Raw genomic sequence first — 17442 nt, 5'->3', positions numbered from 1 at the left:
GGCTAGAGCCGGGCCAGGTCGTAGTCGCCGAGGTGGTCGATCAGGTTGTGCACGTGATCGCCCGAGGTCCCCAGGGTGTGCTCGATGGCGGTGAGCCGAGCGGCGTAGTGGCTCACCGGATATTCGGCGGTCACCCCAATTCCACCGTGCATCTGGATCGACTCCTGCGCGATGTGCCGGCCAGACCGGCCGATCTGCACCTTGGCTCGCGACGCGATCAGCGGGTCGAGGTTGCCATCGGCGATCGACATCGCCGCGTACAGGCTCATGCTGCGTGCCATCTCGAGCGAGACGTACATGTCGGCGGCTCGCTGGGTAAGCGCCTGGAACTTGTTGAGTGTGACGCCGAACTGCTTGCGCGTCTTGAGGTAATCGGTGGTCAGCCGCAGCGCTTCCTCCATCGCCCCGACCGCCTCGGCGCACAGCGCCGACTGGATGCGAACGAGGGCGGCGCTGATGGCGCCCGACGCGTCGACGGCGTCGCCCAACGGCTCGGCAGCCGCGCCGTCCAAATCGACCTGCGCGCCGCGTTGACCGTCGAAGGTGCGGAAACGGTGGCGGGTGACCGAGGTGTTTTCTGAGCCGGCGTCGACCAGGAACAGACCGGTGCCGCCGTCCGGCAATGCGGCGCTGACCACCAGCGCATCGGCGCAGTCACCTGCAAGAACCGGGTTCTTGCGCCCGGTCAATGTCCACGAATCACCTTGTTGCGCAGCCTGAGTCGTGACCGTTGTGGTGGGCGTGCGATGCCCCGGCTCCAGGTGGGCAAAGGCCAGCAGCCGTTGGCCCGCCGCGACCTCGTCGAGTTGTTCTTTCTGCGCGTCGGTGCCCAGTTCGGCGATCAGCGCACCCGGCGCCAGCGCGGCGTGCAGGATCGGTTCGGGGGCCAGCCGGCGCCCGGCCTCGGCGAGCACGACCATGATCTCGATCTGGCCGGCCTCGTCCGGGTCGAAGCCCAGGCCGAGGATGCCGGTGTCGGCAAGCTGACTCCACACCTCGCGGCTCCAGCCGAGATCAGTGTCGATGACCTTGATGCGGCTCTCCGGGTCGTAGCTGCGGGACAGCAGATCGCGGGTCGTGTCGCGCAGCAGGCCCTGCTCGTCGGTCAACTGAAAGTCCATGGCTGCCTCACAATCCCAGAATGGTGGACGCGATGATGTTGCGCTGCACCTCGCTACTGCCGCCATAGATCGACGTCTTGCGGTAGTTGAGGTAGCGCGGCGCACTGTGCTGCGCCCAGTCCGGAGACGCGATACCGTCCCCGTCGGCGGGCAGCGAGTCCGGGCCGGCGACCTCGACAAGGAGCTCGGTGGCGATCTGCTGCAACTGGCTGCCGCGCAGCTTGAGCACCGACGACGCCGGGTTGGGCTGGCCGTCCGCGGAATCCGTCACCACTCGCGACTGCGTGAGTTCCAGTGCCAGCAGCTCATTTTCGGCCTCCGCCAGCCGGGCCGCGAACAGCGGATCGGCGATGATGCCGGTCTCGGTGGCGAACTTCTTCACCTCGGCGAGGCGCACTTTGGTACGCCCGACGCCGGCGATGCCGGTGCGCTCGTTGCCCAGCAGGAACTTCGCGTAGGTCCAACCTTTATTCTCTTCTCCGACAAGCTGATTGGCGGGCACCCGGACATCTTCGAAGAACAGCTCGTTGACCTCGTGGCCGCCGTCGATCGTCTTGATGGGCCGCACGGTGATGCCCGGCGTCTTCATGTCGAAGAGCAGGAACGAGATGCCGGCCTGTCGCTTGGGCGCCTGCGGGTCGGTGCGGACCAGGCAGAAGATCCAGTCGGCGTACTGGCCGAGCGTGGTCCAGGTCTTCTGTCCGTTGACGACGTAGCTGTCGCCGTCGCGCACCGCAGTGGTGCGCAGCGACGCGAGGTCGGAGCCGGCTTCGGGCTCGGAAAAGCCCTGGCACCACCAGATGTCGAGGCTGGCCGTCGGCGGCAGGAAGCGCTCCTTGATCTCCTGAGACCCGAATTCGGCGATCACCGGGCCCACCATCTTGGTGTTGAAGTTCAGCGGCTCCGGGACACATGCCAGCTGCATCTCGTCGGCCCAGATCTGGTGCTGGGTGGGCGTCCAGTCCTTGCCGCCCCACTCCACGGGCCAGCTCGGTACGGCCAGACCGTGCTCGTGCAGGATCTTGTGGCTGGTAACCACGTCCTCGTGCACTACCTCCGCCGAGCCCCGGCGTACCCGGTCGCGCGCGTCTTGCGGGATCTTGGTCGTGAAAATGGTGCGGAGCTCGTCGCGGAACGCGGCTTCCTCCGGCGTCAGCGCCAGTTGCATGCAGACTCCTTTGCCTGGGTTGAGCGTGGCGACCGCTGTTGCGACGGATGGGCGCCCCCGTCCGGTCGTGCGCTCCGAGTTCCATCTTGACCCATCCCTGGCTGTGCTTGTCCACAGCCTCCGGTTAATCCACAGCGAGCGGTTGAGACGGCGCCGATCGGAACCGTGTTGGCGGTCGGCGCACCTACCGTCGGCGCATGCGAACAGAACTTCCCGCCGAGCGGTTACACCGGCGCCTCGGCGCCGACCCCGACATCGATTCGGATGCCGAGCAGCCGGGCCAGGACGCACCGGAGGAGGATCAGAACTCGTTGCTGCCGCGGTGGCTTCCCACCGCGTCGGAGAGCGGGAGCTGGCGGGCCCGGCTGCGTGCCGATCCGGGCCGCGCCGGTGCGATCGCGTTGGCCGTGATCGCCGCCCTGGCCGTGCTGATCACGATATTCACGCTGGTTCGCGACCATCCCGCGCCGGTGATGTCCGCAAAGCTGCCCCCGGTCGAGAAGGCGTCCACGGCAAGCCCTCGATCCTCAGCGACTCCTGGTCCGGACCGGCCGGTGGTGGTCAGCGTGGTGGGCCTGGTGCACAAGCCGGGTCTGGTGACGTTGAACCCGGGTGCGCGGATCGCCGATGCGTTGCAGGCCGCCGGCGGTGCCATGGACGGCGCCGACACGATCGGCCTGAACATGGCCCGCCCGCTCGGTGACGGTGAGCAGATTGTCGTCGGGCTGGCACCGGTGTCCGGCCAGCCGGCCGCGCTGGGCAGCTCGGTGACGCCCGGCTCGTCGCCGTCGGCGAAGACGCCGGCGCCGACGGGGCCGGTCAAGGCCTCCGGGCGGCCGAAGGCGGGCGAGGTGCTCGACCTGAATACCGCGACCGTGGAGCAGTTGGACGACCTGCCCGGGGTCGGCCCGGTCACCGCCGCCGCGATCGTGAGCTGGCGGCAGGCCAACGGGAAGTTCACCAGCGTCGATCAGCTCGCCGACGTCGACGGCATCGGGCCGTCGCGGCTGGATAAGCTGCGCGCCTTAGTTCGTGTCTGACACGCCTGCGCGAGCGCTGTCGGAGCTCGCCCGCCTCGATGTACGGCTGGTTCCCGCCGCGCTCACCGGCTGGATCGTCACCGCGTCGGGCATCGTGTGGCCCGTTGGCCGTGTGCTGGCGTGGTGCTGCGTCGCGTTGGTCGCCGCGGCCGCAGCGCTGGCCTGGCGAGCGGCACGACGACCCGCCGGACATCGGCGGGCTGTCGCTGCCGGTCTGGTGGCGATCGGAGTGGTCGGCTCGGGATTCGGATTCGCGATCGCACTGCGCGCCGACGCGGTGGCTCGGCATCCGATCACCGCGGCGTTCGGGACGGTCGCCGCGGTGACCGTGACGCCCAGCGAGAGCGCGCTGTCGTTGGGCGCGGGCCGGCTGATGTTTCGTGCCACCCTGCAACGGCTGCGCGACGACGAGATATCGGGCCGGGTGATCGTTTTCGCGCGGGCATCGGACTTCGATGTGATGGTGGGGCAACCGGTGCAGTTCTCCGCGCGGATCAGTCGCCCCGCCCGCCACGACCTGACCGTCGCGGTGCTCAACGCGGCGGGCCGGCCCGTCCCGGGCCGGGCGGGGGCGGTGCAGCGCGCCGCGCACGTGGTGCGCGGCCGCTTTGCCGCCACCGCGCACGAAGTGCTGCCCGCCGCGCAGGCGGCGATGCTGCCGGCGCTGGTCCTGGGCGACACCTCGGCGCTCACCGCCGACACCGGCCGCGAGTTCCGGGCGGCCGGCATGACGCATCTGACGGCCGTGTCGGGAGCCAACGTCACGATCGTGTGCGCCGCGGTGCTGTTCTCTGCCCGGCTCATCGGACCGCGGGCGGCCGTGCTGCTCGCGGGTGTGGCATTGCTGGCGTTCGTGATCGTCGTCCAACCAACCCCCAGCGTGTTGCGGGCGGCGGTGATGGGCGCCATCACGCTGGCGGGGATGTTGACTGCACGCCGGCGGCAAGCGATTCCGGCGCTGTCGGCCACGGTGCTGCTGTTGCTTGCCCTCGCTCCCCAGCTCGCTGTCGATGCCGGCTTCGCGCTGTCGGTGCTGGCGACGGGCGCGCTGGTGGTCATCGCGCCGGTCTGGTCGCGTCGGCTGGCGGCCAAGGGCTGTCCCAAGCCGCTCGCGGATGGACTCGCCGTTGCCCTCGCCGCGCAGCTGGTGACCGCGCCCCTGGTTGCCGGCATCTCGGGTCGCTTCAGCCTGGTGGCCGTGGCCGCCAATCTGGCCGCCGCGCCGGTCATCGCACCCATCACCGTGCTGGGCAGCGCGGCGGCAGTCATGTGCGTGCTCTGGCTCCCGGGGGCACAGCTGCTGATGCGTTTCACCGGCCCGGAGGTGTGGTGGGTGTCCACGGTGGCGCACATCGCGGCCGGGGCGCCCGCGGCGACCGTGCCGGTACCCGATGGCCTGGCCGGCGTGCTGCTGGTGTGCTGTGCCACCGCGCTGCTGCTCGCGCTCGCGGTGCTGCTGTGGCGACGGCCCTGGTTTCGCGCGTCGACCCGAGTAGCCGGGCTGCTCGCAGTGGTGTGTGCGCTGGCCTGGTCGGCGTCGGAGCTGCTGGATCCCCGAGCGGATTGGTCGGCCCTTCGTGACACCATCGTGGGGTGAGTGAGGCGTCGCCGTTGCACCTGGTCCTGGGAGACGAGGAACTGCTGGTCGAGAGGGCCGTGGCGGACGTGCTGCGGGCGGCGCGCAAGCGTGCCGGTAGTGACGACATCCCGGTCAACCGCATGCGGGCCGGCGACGTCAGCACGTTCGAGCTCGCCGAGTTGCTCAGTCCGTCGCTGTTCGCCGACGAACGCATCGTGGTGCTGGAGGCCGCGGCCGAAGCGGGCAAGGACGCGGTCACGATGATCGCCGCGGCCGCAGCGGACCTGCCGCCGGCCACGATGCTGGTGGTGGTGCATTCGGGCGGCGGGCGCGCCAAGGCGCTGGCCGACCAGCTGAAGTCGCTGGGCGCCGAGGTTCATCCCTGCACGCGGATCACCAAATTGAGCGAACGCATCGACTTCATCCGCAAGGAGTTCCGCGCACTGCGAGTCAAGGTCGACGAGGACACCGTCACCGCCCTGTTGGACGCCGTCGGCTCCGACGTGCGCGAGCTCGCCTCGGCGTGCTCGCAGCTGGTCGCGGACACCGGCGGTGAGGTCGACGAGGCCGCGGTGCGGCGCTACCACAGCGGCAAGGCCGAGGTGAAGGGCTTCGACATCGCGGATAAGGCCGTGGCCGGCGATGTTGCGGGCGCGGCCGAGGCATTGCGGTGGGCAATGATGCGCGGCGAGCCGCTGGTGGTGCTGGCCGACGCGCTGGCCGAAGCCATCCACACCATCGGTCGGGTCGGGCCGCTTTCCGGCGACCCATACCGGCTGGCCGGGCAGCTGGGGATGCCGCCCTGGCGGGTGCAGAAGGCTCAGAAGCAGGCTCGGCGCTGGTCGCGCGACAGTGTGGCAACCGCGATGAAAGTGGTCGCCGAACTCAACGCCGACGTCAAGGGTGCCGCCGCGGACGCCGATTACGCGCTGGAATCAGCCGTCCGAAAGGTGGCGGAGCTGGTCGCCGACCGGGCCCGATAGCCCGGGGCTCAGATCTTGTTGAGGGAACGCGCCAGCGCCGACTTCTTGTTGGCGGCCTGGTTCTTGTGAATGACGCCCTTGGTGGCCGCCTTGTCCAGCTTGCGGTTGGTCGACACCAGCAGCTCCGCGGCCTTGTCCTTGTCACCGGCTTCGGCCGCCTCGCGGAACGCGCGCACGGCGGTGCGCAGCGACGACTTCACCGACTTGTTGCGCAGTCGGGCGCGCTCGTTGGTCTTGATGCGCTTCTGCTGCGACTTGATGTTGGCCACGCGGAACTTTCCTTCGTCGTATCTGGTGTTTGCAAGTATTCGTCTCGGGGGGCGCCTCACACCCGATTGCGACTGCTCAGGTTAGCAGTCGGTTACGTTTTCTCCCAAAACGGGAACTCGTGGCCTGCCATAACGTCGATTTGAGGCAGCATCCTAAAAGTGAGTCTTCCGAACCAGGTTGAAACAGCCAGGCGGGGTTCGCGCGGCGCTGCACAGGCGCTGGCGCGCTCCGAGCGCATCTTCCGCGGGTACAACTCGTCGGACGCCTACGAAATGGCCTTCGACGAGATGTTCGACGCGCAGGGCAACGTGCGCGGCCCATATAAGGGCATCTACGCCGAGCTGGCGCCGTCGGACGCGTCGGACCTGCGAGCCCGCGCCGACGCGCTGGCCCGAGCGTTCATCGACCAGGGCATCACGTTCTCGTTATCGGGCCAGGAACGGCCGTTTCCGCTGGACCTGGTGCCGCGGGTGATCTCCGCGGCCGAATGGAACCGGCTCGAGCGTGGCATCGTCCAACGGGTCAAAGCCCTGGAGATGTATCTCGACGACATCTACGGCGATCAGGAGATCCTCAACGACGGCGTGATCCCGCGTCGTCTGGTCACCTCCTGCGAGCACTTTCACCGCCAGGCTTTCGGCATCGTCCCGCCCAACGGCGTGCGTATCCACGTTGCCGGCATCGACCTGATCCGCGACGAGAAGGGCACCTGGCGGGTCCTCGAGGACAACCTGCGCTCCCCGTCCGGCGTGTCGTACGTCATGGAGAACCGGCGCACGATGGCGCGGGTCTTTCCGAACCTTTTCGCGACCCACCGGGTGCGTGCGGTCGACGATTACGCATCGCACCTGCTGCGCGCGCTGCGCAATTCCGCGGCGACCAACGAGGCCGACCCGACCGTGGTGGTGCTGACCCCCGGCGTCTACAACTCCGCCTACTTCGAGCATTCGCTGCTCGCCCGTCAGATGGGTGTCGAACTGGTCGAGGGCCGCGACCTGTTCTGCCGCGACAACCAGGTGTACATGCGCACCACCGAGGGGGAGCGCCAGGTCGACGTCATCTATCGGCGCATCGACGACATCTTCCTCGACCCGCTGCAGTTCCGGGCCGACTCGGTGCTGGGGGTGGCCGGTCTGGTCAACGCCGCCCGCGCCGGCAACGTCGTGATCTCCAGCGCGATCGGCAACGGCGTCGGCGACGACAAGCTGGTCTACACCTACGTGCCGACGATGATCGAGTACTACCTCGGCGAGAAGCCGATGCTGGCCAATGTGGACACCTACCGGTGCTGGCTGGACGACGAACGCGAGGAGGTACTCGACCGGGTCGACGAGCTGGTCATCAAGCCGGTCGAGGGATCCGGTGGCTACGGCATCGTGTTCGGTCCGGAAGCTTCCGAAAAAGAATTGGCGGCCGTCAGCAAGAAGATTCGCGACGACCCCCGAAGTTGGATCGCGCAGCCAATGATGGAGCTGTCCACCGTGCCGACCCGGATCGGCAACGCGCTGGCCCCGCGCTACGTCGACCTGCGACCGTTCGCGGTCAATGACGGCGACGACGTGTGGGTGCTGCCGGGCGGGTTGAGCCGGGTGGCTCTGGTCGAGGGCTCGCGGGTGGTCAACTCCAGTCAGGGCGGCGGCTCCAAGGACACCTGGGTGCTGGCGCCGCGCACGTCGGGCGCCGATCGCGAGCTGGGCGCCGCCGAAGTCGTGCGGTCGTTGCCGAAGTCCAGGCCGGACCACGAGGCCGACGACTCGCCGGCCTCCTCGCATCAGCAGCCGCTGCAGGGGGAGCAACCGCAGGAGGAGAAGCGGCCGAAGAAGCAAAAGCAAAAGCAACAGCAGCAACAACAGCAGAGGACGGTCCGCTGATGTTGGCTCGAAATGCCGAAGCGCTCTACTGGATTGGCCGTTACGTCGAGCGAGCCGATGACACGGCGCGCATTCTGGATGTGGCGCTGCACCAGTTGCTGGAGGATTCCAGCGTGGACCCCGACCAAGCGTCCCGGCTGCTGTTGCGGGTGCTCGGCATCGAGGCGCCGGACCACGACTTGGATGTCTGGTCGTTGACCGACATGGTGGCCTACAGCACCGACAACAAAGGCGGTTCCTCCATCGTCGACGCGATCACGGCGGCGCGCGAGAACGCCAAGTCGGCGCGTGAGGTGACGTCCAGCGAAATCTGGGAATGCCTCAACACCACCTACCACGCCCTATCCGAACGCCAACGTGCCGCCAAACGCCTTGGGCCCCATGAGTTTCTGTCGTTCATCGAGGGCAGGGCCGCGATGTTCGCCGGCCTGGCCGACTCGACTCTTTCGCGTGACGACGGATACCGATTCATGTTGTTGGGCCGCGCCATTGAGCGCGTCGACATGACGGTGCGGCTCTTGCTGTCTCGGGTGGGGGACAGCGCGTCCTCGCCGGCCTGGGTAACCCTGCTGCGGTCGGCGGGCGCTCACGACACCTATCTGCGTACCTATCGCGGGGTGCTGGACGCCGGCCGGGTGGTCGAATTCATGATGCTCGACCGGTTGTTCCCGCGTTCGGTGTTCTACTCGCTCAAGCTCGCCGAAGAGAGCATCGAAGAGTTGGTGCGCAATCCGATGAGCCGGGTGGGGGCCACCGCCGAGGCGCAGCGACTGCTCGGACAGGCCCGCAGCGAACTGGAATTCCTGCCACCGGGCGTATTGCTCGACACGCTCGAGACGCGGCTGGACGGGCTGCAGACAACGTGTCGAGATGTCGGAGATGCGTTGTCGCTGCAGTACTTCCATGTCACGCCATGGGTGGCGTGGTCGGATGCGGGCAATAGTGCCAGCCTGGTCGCCCGGAACGGGGACACCTGATGTGGCGGCTGCGCGTGGTGCACACGACCGGGTTCGCCTACCAGTCGCCGGTGACCGCGTCCTATAACGAGGCCCGGCTGACCCCGAGTTCGGACACCCGGCAAAACGTCATCCTCAACCGGGTCGAAACCATTCCGGCAACCCGGTCTTACCGCTACATCGACTACTGGGGCACCGCCGTCACCGCGTTCGACTTGCACGCACCGCACACCGATCTGACAGTGACGTCGTCGTCGGTCGTCGAGACCGAACAGCCGGAACCGGCCGCCAAGGATGTCAGCTGGACGGACCTACAGTCCGCGGCGGTGATCGATCGGTTTGACGAATTACTCCAGCCCACCGACTACACCCCGGCAAGCAAGCGGCTCAGCTCGGTCGGCAAGAAGATCATCAAAAGCCATGAGCCGCAGGAAGCCGTGATCGCCGCGGCCAACTGGGTGCACGGCGAGCTGGAATACCTTCCGGGGACCACCGGGGTGCACTCGCCCGGGATCGATGCGCTCAAGGCGGGCAAGGGCGTCTGTCAGGACTTCGTCCACCTGTCGCTAATGCTGTTGCGCGAGATGGGAATTCCAGCCCGTTACGTATCGGGGTATCTGCACCCCAAACGCAACGCCGTCGTCGGGGACACCGTGGACGGTAGAAGCCACGCGTGGCTGCAGGCCTGGACGGGCGGTTGGTGGAACTACGACCCCACCAACGACACCGAGATCACCGAGCAATACGTCAGCGTCGGCGTCGGCCGTGACTACACCGATGTGTCCCCGCTCAAGGGCATTTTCTCGGGGCAGGGCGCAACCGACCTCGACGTCGTCGTCGAGGTCACCCGCCTGGCCTAGCGGCATCCGATCGGCGATCGCAGATCGCGCTGCGACAGGGGCCGTGCTGCATTACGATGAGCCTCGCCCGCACGGTGCAGCAAATGCTGACGAGTGCATTTGAGCCGGGCGATTGGCTTCCGTGATGATCGCTTCGGCGCCGAAGGAGAGTCGTTCATGGCCGAGATGCTGAAGGTCGAGTACGACGAACTGATGGCCCGGGCGGCCGAACTCGAGGTGCCGCTGCCCGTTCCGCCGCAGCAGAACGCCCGGCCCCCGTGCGCGATTTCTTTTGTCGAAAATTCCGGCACGCAGCTGGATTATTCCGCTGGCGCGATTCGCGAAAGCATCAAACGCGCCGAGCAGGAATACCTGATACTTGCGGAATCGCTGCGGAATGCGGCGCTGGCCTACGAGGAAGCCGATCAGGCGGCCGCGGACGCGCTCACCACGGGCTCATCCAGCACGCCCGAGTCCGCGAGCACGCCTCCTGCGCAGAAAACCGGTAGGGACGAACATCTCCCAACGCCGCCGGAAACACCGGGATATGACGGCTATTACGACCTCAGGAAGGCGATCGCGGATATCGAGGCTCCCGATCAGGGCCCGGCGTACACCGCGTTCGAGCGCACCTGGAACAGCTACGTGTTGGCATTGCAATCGGACGCTGTCATGCAACGGTTCCGCCCCTTCGAATATTGGGAGGGCCAGTCGGCGGAAGCGGTCGAAGCCAATTTCGAGCAACAGAAAAAGTATTTGATCCAGCTGTGCAGCAGCTATTGCTACCAGATCGCCGGTCAAGCCAAAGGCGTTGTGGACGCCCACAAATGGGCCGTCACCGTGCACCCCACGTCCTACGAGCTATCCATCGCCGATTTCTGGTATGACGAATATGGCAAAAGGGGAGACATCACCCGGCAGGCCGAAGTTCTGTCGTGGTACGTGGATATGCAGGAAAGGTCGGAGACGGTGCTGGCCGACTACAACCAGCGCGCCGCCCTGCCGCTGGCGCTCGTGTATCCCTCCACTCCGCCGGCCGCGGTCACGATAAAGGCGCCGCTGCAGATACCGGATAACGCCGGGGAAATCATCCGTGGCGCTATCGGTGGCGTCGTGGACTCGGGGACCGGTGTCGCCAACCCCGGTGCGCTCGCGTCGCAGCTGGGCAACACCAACATCGCGGACACGGTGAGCAGCCTCAGCAACATGGCCTCCAGCCAAACCGACCCGGCCGCTGACCCTTTTGCCCAGCCGGCCGCGCCACTGCCGACGGGAGTGCCCGGACTCTCGACGGGCGGTGGGGTCAAGCCGGCGTCCTTCGGCGGCGGCGGCGGCATGCCGTCGATGCCGTTGCAGGGTTCATCGGACGCCGAAGCGGGCTCGGGTGGTTCGACACGTCCCGCGGCCGGCGGGGTCGGCGCAGGCCCGGGTGCGGGCGGCGCGGCGGCCGGGCGCGGCGCCATGGGCGGCGGGATGCCGATGGGCGCCGGCGCGGGTCAGGGCCAGGGCAAGGACTCCAAGGCCAAGCGCTACGGGGACGAAGAGGACATCTACACCGAAGAGCGGCCATGGACCTCATCGGTCATCGGTGTTCGCCGACGCAACGACACACCCGAGTAATCGTGCGCCGGCGTTGCCGAGATGGCGCTGCCAGCAAAGGTGAACAACAGTCGACCAACAAGCGTCGCATAAGTGTCAAGCGGCGAAAGCGCCTGCTACACAGCAAGATTGGTGCACGGTACACTCGATGCGCTGTTAGACTCCATTCGAATTACGGCGGCCGGGTTCCGGTGAATTTCGGAGGAAATTAGCGATGCCCAAGATTTCGGATACCTGGAAGCCCGGCTTCAGCGCGGTCGCGGCGGGCAAAGCCTTCGCGACGGGCAATTATGCCGATGGTGCGCTCAACCTTTTCCTGGCTTTAGGTCAATCCGGGTATGCGATCGGTAAGAACTACCTCCCCAAATCCAAAGGCCTCGACCTGCTCTCGGGTAACTGGGGCAGCGAAGAATCGTTAAGAGACGCCTTCGGGGTAGAGGCCGTCATCCTGGAACGCGGCATACAGATTGTGACCGCTTTGACGCTTCTCCTCGGCAGCGGCAAGGAGCAAGGTCAAACGTACGAATCGGCCTCCAAAGACTTCGACCTCGCGTGGCAGAACCTCAAAGATGCTGCGGTGGACAGTGAATCATGGTCGGGCGCGTCGGCCGACGCCTACAACGCCCGCAACGCCGAACAAATGCAATGGGCGTCAACGGCGGCGGATCTCGATCTCCAGGTCGCGGCGCTGCTCTTGCAAAACTCCGACATGCTGGGAAATTGCAAGATCACCCTGACGAGTGTCAGGGCCTTTTTCACCGTGTGTATCCCGATAGCGGCGACCCTGCGATGGGCCGCGGGCCCGGCCGGGCCCGCGATCTCACGCTGGTTCCAGTGGGCGGCCTTCGGGATAGGTATGGCGGTGGCGCTGCCCACGACTGGTCTGGCCGCTCTCAAAGCCGGACAAAACGCGAATCAACTCCAGCTCGTCAACGTCGAATACGCCGGGATCGCCGCCAGTGCGGTCGTCACCGGTTCGGAGTCGACGACGCCGCAGGTGGCGCCCGCGCCGAAGTCCAGCGTGAGCGGGTTCGACCAGATCAACGCGGGGTCCTCGACCGCGGTATCGGGTGGCTTCGACGAGGGCGCATCGCAATCCGCCCGCAGACCCTCCCCGGGTGCGGCGAACAGCGGCGAAGGTGAAAGTCCGCAGGGCGTGTGGGCCGGGGAGTCGTCCGAACGTGCTGTCCCACAAACCGGTGCCGCGCCGGCATACGCCATGCCCGCCGTCGGTCAGGTGCCGGGCCGACAGTCGGGCTCGCGGGCCGGGTCGGGGTCGGCCGCGTCCTCGGAGAAGTCCACGGCCCGGGAGACCCCCGCCGTCGAGGACGACGTTCTCACGCCGGACCTCGAAACGGCAGCCACGGGCGCCGGGGCCGGAGAACGTGCGCCGGTCGACACCACCGCACGCGGCGCCGAACAGGCGCAGGAACGCGTCCGCTGAGACTCGAAGGTCGAGGAAAGAATCCATGACAGACAATGTGCAAGTCAACCCCGCCGCCCTGGAAGCGGCCGCTGTCGAGCAGGATGAATCCGCTGTCGAAATCAGCAACGCGATGGCAACGGCCAATGGGTTGGCCCAAAAGCTGATCTGGGACCACGGTCTGATCTCTGCGGCGTTCTGGGGCGTCATGTTCGTCACGGAACGAGAACGAGAAGCCGCGTGCACCAACATGATCAGCGTGTGCGAGGACCTTGCCCAGAAATTGCGCGACAGCGCGACCGCGTACGGCGGCACCGACACCCAGACCAGTGTGAATCTCAAACGGCAGGTGTTACCTGGCTGATCGGCCGCTTACCGTTTTCAGTTCGAAGGAGAGACGCCAAGTGGACACCACACAGCACGGGCACGGCGACGACGGGAATTACGCTGCCTGGGATTTCGGCGATAACCCCGGACCCGAAAGCGGTGACGGTTCCGGACAGGACAGCGGCGCGTTCCTGGACTTCGGGGACGGCGTCGAGGCCGCCGAGGCGTCGGTGATCGACTCATTGGTAGAGTCGGCCCCGCTCGCGCACACCGGGGACGAATTGATCGATGTGCTGGCCGAGAACGACGGTGACCTTGACGCCGCCGGCGCTGAAGATGATGATGCCGTGCCGACGGCCAAGGTGACCAATCCCCCCGAGAGCGTATCGGTTACGGCGACCATGGACGGCAGAATTTCACTGGTCGAGCTGTCGGCGGATGCGGCTAAGATGACCGAATCCGGGCTTGCGGCAGAGATATTCGCCATCGCGGACCTCGCTCGGCAACGGGCGCTGTCGATTCAGCACTCATTCGTGCTCGATGCCTTCCGGCATTTGGGGATATCGGATCAAGAGGATGAAGAGTTTATCGCCGAAGCACTGGAGACCGGCGTAACGCAGTTGCGATCGCCGGACCAGGCTATTCGCGCACAGGCGGACCTGTTCGCCGCGCGCTACGGCAGCAACGATCAGTAAGGACGCCACATGAGCACCGAGATGCACCCTGTAGTGGCCGAGGTGCTGCGCACTGCGCAGCAGATTCAATCGATGGCGGATGCGCAGACAGACAATCTGAAAGCCGAATCCTTCAGTGGCTCAGATGAAACCGGAACCGTACGGGCAACGGTCGACGGTCACCAATGGCTGACCAGCTTGGACATCGACGACGGCCTGCTGCGACTGGGTATCGAAACCGTGGCGCAGCGGGTCAACGAGGCGATACAAAACGCGCAGGCAACCGCGGCGCCGGTGGTCGAGGCAGAACAGCAGCAGTTGATCGAGTCGCTGGGACAGATGGCAGACTCGCTCACCGCGGCGACGAGCTCACTTCAACCTAAACCGGAGTAGCGCAACGCTTTTGATGCCGCCGGGGTTAAGGCGTGGCCGCCGGCTGCGCCGGTGACGGCGCGGTTGCGGCATCGAGCAACTCGGTGACGTGCTTCCAGTAAAGCCAGTCGGCGACGGCGCAACGTTGGGCACCCGGGTCGGCCGCCGCGCGCGCCTCGCTGAGGAGCACTTCTTGTGCGTGCGTGGCGTATCCGCGGAAGGCTCGCAGGTGGGCGTTCTCGCGGCCGCTGGCCCGGCTTGCCAAGGGGCGCATCACCTCCAGCCACAACTTTGAGCGCCCGTCCGTGGGCGCGCTGGCCGGCGCCGCCGGCAACAGGGTGGCCAACCGCGAATCGGCAGTACCCGCCAGGCGCTGCGCCGACGAAGGATCAACCACCTCCAGCCGGGACCGCCCGGCCATTGCGCCGTTTTCCGGGATGTCCTCGGGCTTCAGCACGATCTTGGCCACGCCCGGATCGGAATCGCCGAACTGCTCCTCGGTCGCAATCACCGCCCGCAGCTTGGTGTTTCGATGTTCTGCCCAACCCTGTACGGCGACCACCGGGTAGGTGGCCCAGCGTGCGCGCTCGGTGGCCGGAATCGCCTCCTCGGCACTGGCCATGTGCACCTGTTCGGGTAGCTGCACGCCGTCGGGGAGGTAGGCCAGTCCGTAGTTGTTGGCCACCACGATGGCGCCCTCGGTGGTCACCGCGGTCACCCAGAAGAACTTCAAATGGCCTGCGCCGCCGCTGTCGGGTGCATTCAACGCGGCCGCGATGCGCCGCGCGAGCACCAGGGGATCGGCCTCACCGCGGCGCGCCGCCGCGGCGGCGGCATCGCGTTCGGCTCGCGCCGCTGAAACCGGAACCCCGGCGGCCGGATCCGATTCGGTGGTGCGTTGCACCGCCTTCGGTCGGGCCGCGGCGGCACTGCGCGGCGACGGATGGGCCGCAGCCGGTCGCATACCGGACGATGAACCGGGCGAGTTTTGCCCGACCGGCGCACCGGACCCCGCGCTCGAGCCCGCGGCGGCACCGCGTGATCCGGCGGGCGTCGCCGGCGCGGCAGGCATGCCGGTCGCCGACGCCGGTGCCATCGCGGGACCCGTGTCGCGCGGCCCCGCCCACTGCGCGGCCGGCGCCGCCGGCGCGGCAGGCATGCCGGTGCTGCGGCCGCCCGCGCCGAGAGGTTGTGCGGATTCCGCCGGGCTCAACGGTTTCGGTGCGCTCGGCGGCACTGGCGCAGCGGTTCCGCCGGTGCTGGCTGCGGGTGCTACCGGTGCCGGAGCCATCACCGCCGTCGGCGGTGGCGCGGTGGCGACCGGTGGGGGAGTCGCGGTCGATGGCTGCGCGGCGCCATCCGGTGAACCCTGTCCCCAGGAGCGCCCGCCCCGGCGCGGGTCACGATCACCCAGCAGCGGGTCCGGGGACGAGGAGTCCGGCGGTGCTTTCTGGTCGAGCAGATCCCGCAGCGCGCGCTCGGGCGGCTTCCAGTCCTTGCTTTGCAGAATCTGCTCCGCGGTGCCTTGGACCACGCCGACATTGGCGGTATGCGTCGCGGCGACCACCGAATTGATGACGGCGGTTCGCTCGGCGGGCTCGAGCTTGGCGTCCTGCTCGATCAGATTGATCTGCCGGTGCGCGGCATCCACGTTGTCGCCGATGTCCGACTTCGCCTGCTCGATCGATCCGGCGACCTTTCGCTGCCAGGTAATCGCGGTAGCCAAATCGCTTTGCAGCTTCACCAATTCGTCGATATTCGCGTCGACCTGGCCGTTGGCGGCTCCAGCTGCACTGCCCGACCAGAGCCCGCTGGCGAAGATCTCGCCCTGCTGGCGGCGGAAGGTGTCGAGCACCTCGGTTACCTGCCGCAAGACCTGCAGGTACTGCTGGGCTCGGTCGTAGAAGGCGTCCTCGGCTACGTCGGGCCAGCCGCCACCGTCGAGCATGGCTTCGGCAAACCCGCCCGTCGGCTTGACCATGCCCATAACCTAGGTCCTCTCCCATTGCCGAACCCCCGCATCGGAGGTGGCGGCCAGCAACTCAACGGTCGCGGGCTTGGCGTGCTTGGTCAATAAGCTTAATCGAGGTGAGGCCAAGGTATTTCCGCAAAATTGCGCTGGCGGACACATGGCCGCAAGCCGGATTTCGGTTAACGAGATCTGAGCAGTGGCCATCGTTCAGACGTGTTCGTCGGCAATGTCTTGCAATGCGGCGAACACCTCTTCGACGTCGATGTCGGCCATCCGCCGCTGATCGAGGTGCCGGTGCGGCCCGAATCTGAATCCCCATGTCAGCGATCGTGTCGGGCCGAAGAGTCCGACGCCCGGCACCCTCGCCAGATCGGCGGCATGCAGCATGCAGGAGTCGATGCCCAGGAAAAGGTCCGCGTGGGCGACCAGGCTCATGCTCAGATCGAGCGGGAGCCCGAGATGGGAGACGATGCGATCCCGTTCACGCCCGACGTTGAGGTCCTCGTGTCCCATCCCGACGACCCATGCCAGGAAGTCGGGCCGGCTCGACAAGAATCGGTTCAGCAGATCGATGAATCGTGTGACGGGCCAACGCTTTTCCTTCCAATCGGTGTCGGCGTGCACGGCCAGTACCTTGGTCCCGGGCCGCAGCGCCGCACGCATCGACCGGGCTTGCTCGTGCACTGACGACGGGATGGGCACCGGCTGGGCGTAGTCCTCGATCCGCAGCGACCGATCGAAAAGACGCGACAACTTGAACAGCAGGTCGCAGGCGTGCCATGCCTGTTTGGGAACCGTGACGTCGTATTCGGCGTAGTCGCCGGCGAAGCCGATGGTCGTGGTAGGCGCAACGCGCCGCTGCAGGTCCCGAAAAGCGTCCATCGGCAGGTTCGTGCTCACGGCGTTGATGAGCACATCGACGGGGCCGAGCTGTGCGGCCAAGGCCGCATAGTCGGGGGATCGAACGGGAAGAGCGGACGGCCCGGTTTCCGGCACTCCGGTGACATCGACAAGGCGGGTGCTCACCTCCCGGAAGCAGAGGTCGAAGGACACCTTGGGGGAAAGCACCGTCAGTGGGGCGTCGAACATCTCGCTCAAGGCGCGCACGGTCGGCAGCGTCAGGACGGCGTCGCCGACGTTGGCGGTGAAATACAACGCGGGCCGGCGTGCCTTGAGCAGATGGGACAGCGTGCCGGGTTCGATGTCCGCCCAGTTCTCGTCCGGGTGGACTGCGACGTCGTTCACCCG

At 67.0% G+C, this 17442-nt stretch carries 16 protein-coding genes; 11 read left to right on the top strand and 5 right to left on the bottom strand.

Annotated features, from left to right (window positions below):
* Positions 1–2: 2 nt before the first annotated feature.
* Both AAHS21_RS13420 and AAHS21_RS13415 read right to left on the bottom strand, forming a co-directional pair.
* On the bottom strand, positions 3–1121 hold the full coding sequence (locus tag AAHS21_RS13420) for an acyl-CoA dehydrogenase (RefSeq protein WP_342928146.1): 1119 nt from the start codon (positions 1119–1121) through the stop codon (positions 3–5).
* A gap of 7 nt (positions 1122–1128) precedes the next feature.
* Positions 1129–2289 carry an acyl-CoA dehydrogenase family protein gene (locus tag AAHS21_RS13415; protein WP_342928145.1) on the bottom strand — a complete coding sequence of 387 codons (1161 nt, stop codon included), beginning with the start codon at positions 2287–2289 and terminating at the stop codon, positions 1129–1131.
* 197 nt (positions 2290–2486) lie between these two features.
* On the opposite strand from AAHS21_RS13415, the gene AAHS21_RS13410 reads away from it, so the two are divergent.
* The 3 genes from AAHS21_RS13410 to holA are packed head-to-tail and all read left to right on the top strand — an operon-like array spanning position 2487 to position 5891.
* Entirely contained in the window at positions 2487–3329 is an 843-nt protein-coding gene (locus AAHS21_RS13410; RefSeq protein ID WP_342928144.1) for a ComEA family DNA-binding protein, read from the top strand.
* On the top strand, positions 3322–4926 hold the full coding sequence (locus AAHS21_RS13405) for a ComEC/Rec2 family competence protein (RefSeq protein ID WP_342928143.1): 1605 nt from the start codon (positions 3322–3324) through the stop codon (positions 4924–4926). The genes AAHS21_RS13410 and AAHS21_RS13405 overlap by 8 nt, the downstream gene beginning before the upstream one ends.
* Positions 4927–4940: 14 nt before the next feature.
* Positions 4941–5891: a DNA polymerase III subunit delta gene (gene holA / locus AAHS21_RS13400; protein WP_342928228.1), complete on the top strand. Its 951-nt coding sequence runs from the start codon at positions 4941–4943 to the stop codon at positions 5889–5891.
* An 8-nt stretch (positions 5892–5899) separates the two neighbouring features.
* Here the strand turns inward: holA and rpsT are convergent, their stop codons facing one another.
* On the bottom strand, positions 5900–6160 hold the full coding sequence (rpsT, locus tag AAHS21_RS13395; RefSeq protein WP_025736070.1) for a 30S ribosomal protein S20: 261 nt from the start codon (positions 6158–6160) through the stop codon (positions 5900–5902).
* A gap of 273 nt (positions 6161–6433) precedes the next feature.
* Here rpsT and AAHS21_RS13390 point away from each other — a divergent pair, with 273 nt between their 5' ends.
* The 8 genes from AAHS21_RS13390 (at position 6434) to AAHS21_RS13355 (ending at position 14243) form a co-directional block, all read left to right on the top strand.
* Complete coding sequence (locus AAHS21_RS13390) at positions 6434–8032, top strand: circularly permuted type 2 ATP-grasp protein (RefSeq protein ID WP_342928227.1); 1599 nt, start codon at positions 6434–6436, stop codon at positions 8030–8032.
* Complete coding sequence (locus tag AAHS21_RS13385; protein WP_096289240.1) at positions 8032–9009, top strand: alpha-E domain-containing protein; 978 nt, start codon at positions 8032–8034, stop codon at positions 9007–9009. The genes AAHS21_RS13390 and AAHS21_RS13385 overlap by 1 nt, the downstream gene beginning before the upstream one ends.
* A complete protein-coding gene (locus AAHS21_RS13380; RefSeq protein ID WP_342928142.1) occupies positions 9009–9848 on the top strand; it encodes a transglutaminase family protein in 840 nt (279 codons plus the stop codon). The genes AAHS21_RS13385 and AAHS21_RS13380 overlap by 1 nt, the downstream gene beginning before the upstream one ends.
* Before the next feature lie 156 nt (positions 9849–10004).
* The gene (locus AAHS21_RS13375) at positions 10005–11447 is read left to right on the top strand and encodes a hypothetical protein (protein ID WP_342928141.1); all 1443 of its coding nucleotides are present in this window, start codon (positions 10005–10007) and stop codon (positions 11445–11447) included.
* Positions 11448–11640: 193 nt separating this feature from the next.
* Positions 11641–12870: an EspA/EspE family type VII secretion system effector gene (locus AAHS21_RS13370; protein WP_342928140.1), complete on the top strand. Its 1230-nt coding sequence runs from the start codon at positions 11641–11643 to the stop codon at positions 12868–12870.
* Between the two features lie 25 nt (positions 12871–12895).
* A complete protein-coding gene (locus tag AAHS21_RS13365; protein WP_342928139.1) occupies positions 12896–13213 on the top strand; it encodes a type VII secretion target in 318 nt (105 codons plus the stop codon).
* A gap of 40 nt (positions 13214–13253) precedes the next feature.
* The gene (locus tag AAHS21_RS13360; protein WP_342928138.1) at positions 13254–13871 is read left to right on the top strand and encodes a hypothetical protein; all 618 of its coding nucleotides are present in this window, start codon (positions 13254–13256) and stop codon (positions 13869–13871) included.
* A gap of 33 nt (positions 13872–13904) precedes the next feature.
* Positions 13905–14243, top strand: a complete 339-nt coding sequence (locus tag AAHS21_RS13355; RefSeq protein ID WP_342928137.1) for a YbaB/EbfC family nucleoid-associated protein — start codon at positions 13905–13907, stop codon at positions 14241–14243.
* A gap of 25 nt (positions 14244–14268) precedes the next feature.
* Here AAHS21_RS13355 and AAHS21_RS13350 read toward each other — a convergent pair whose 3' ends face one another.
* Complete coding sequence (locus AAHS21_RS13350) at positions 14269–16209, bottom strand: secretion protein EspK (RefSeq protein ID WP_342928136.1); 1941 nt, start codon at positions 16207–16209, stop codon at positions 14269–14271.
* 192 nt (positions 16210–16401) lie between these two features.
* Positions 16402–17439 carry a glycosyltransferase family 9 protein gene (locus tag AAHS21_RS13345; protein ID WP_342928135.1) on the bottom strand — a complete coding sequence of 346 codons (1038 nt, stop codon included), beginning with the start codon at positions 17437–17439 and terminating at the stop codon, positions 16402–16404.
* Between the last annotated feature and the right edge of the window lie 3 nt (positions 17440–17442).

The sequence above is a fragment of the Mycobacterium sp. 050272 genome (assembly GCF_039023525.1).
Taxonomy (GTDB): domain Bacteria; phylum Actinomycetota; class Actinomycetes; order Mycobacteriales; family Mycobacteriaceae; genus Mycobacterium.
This window is presented reverse-complemented; position numbering and strand designations above follow the sequence as displayed.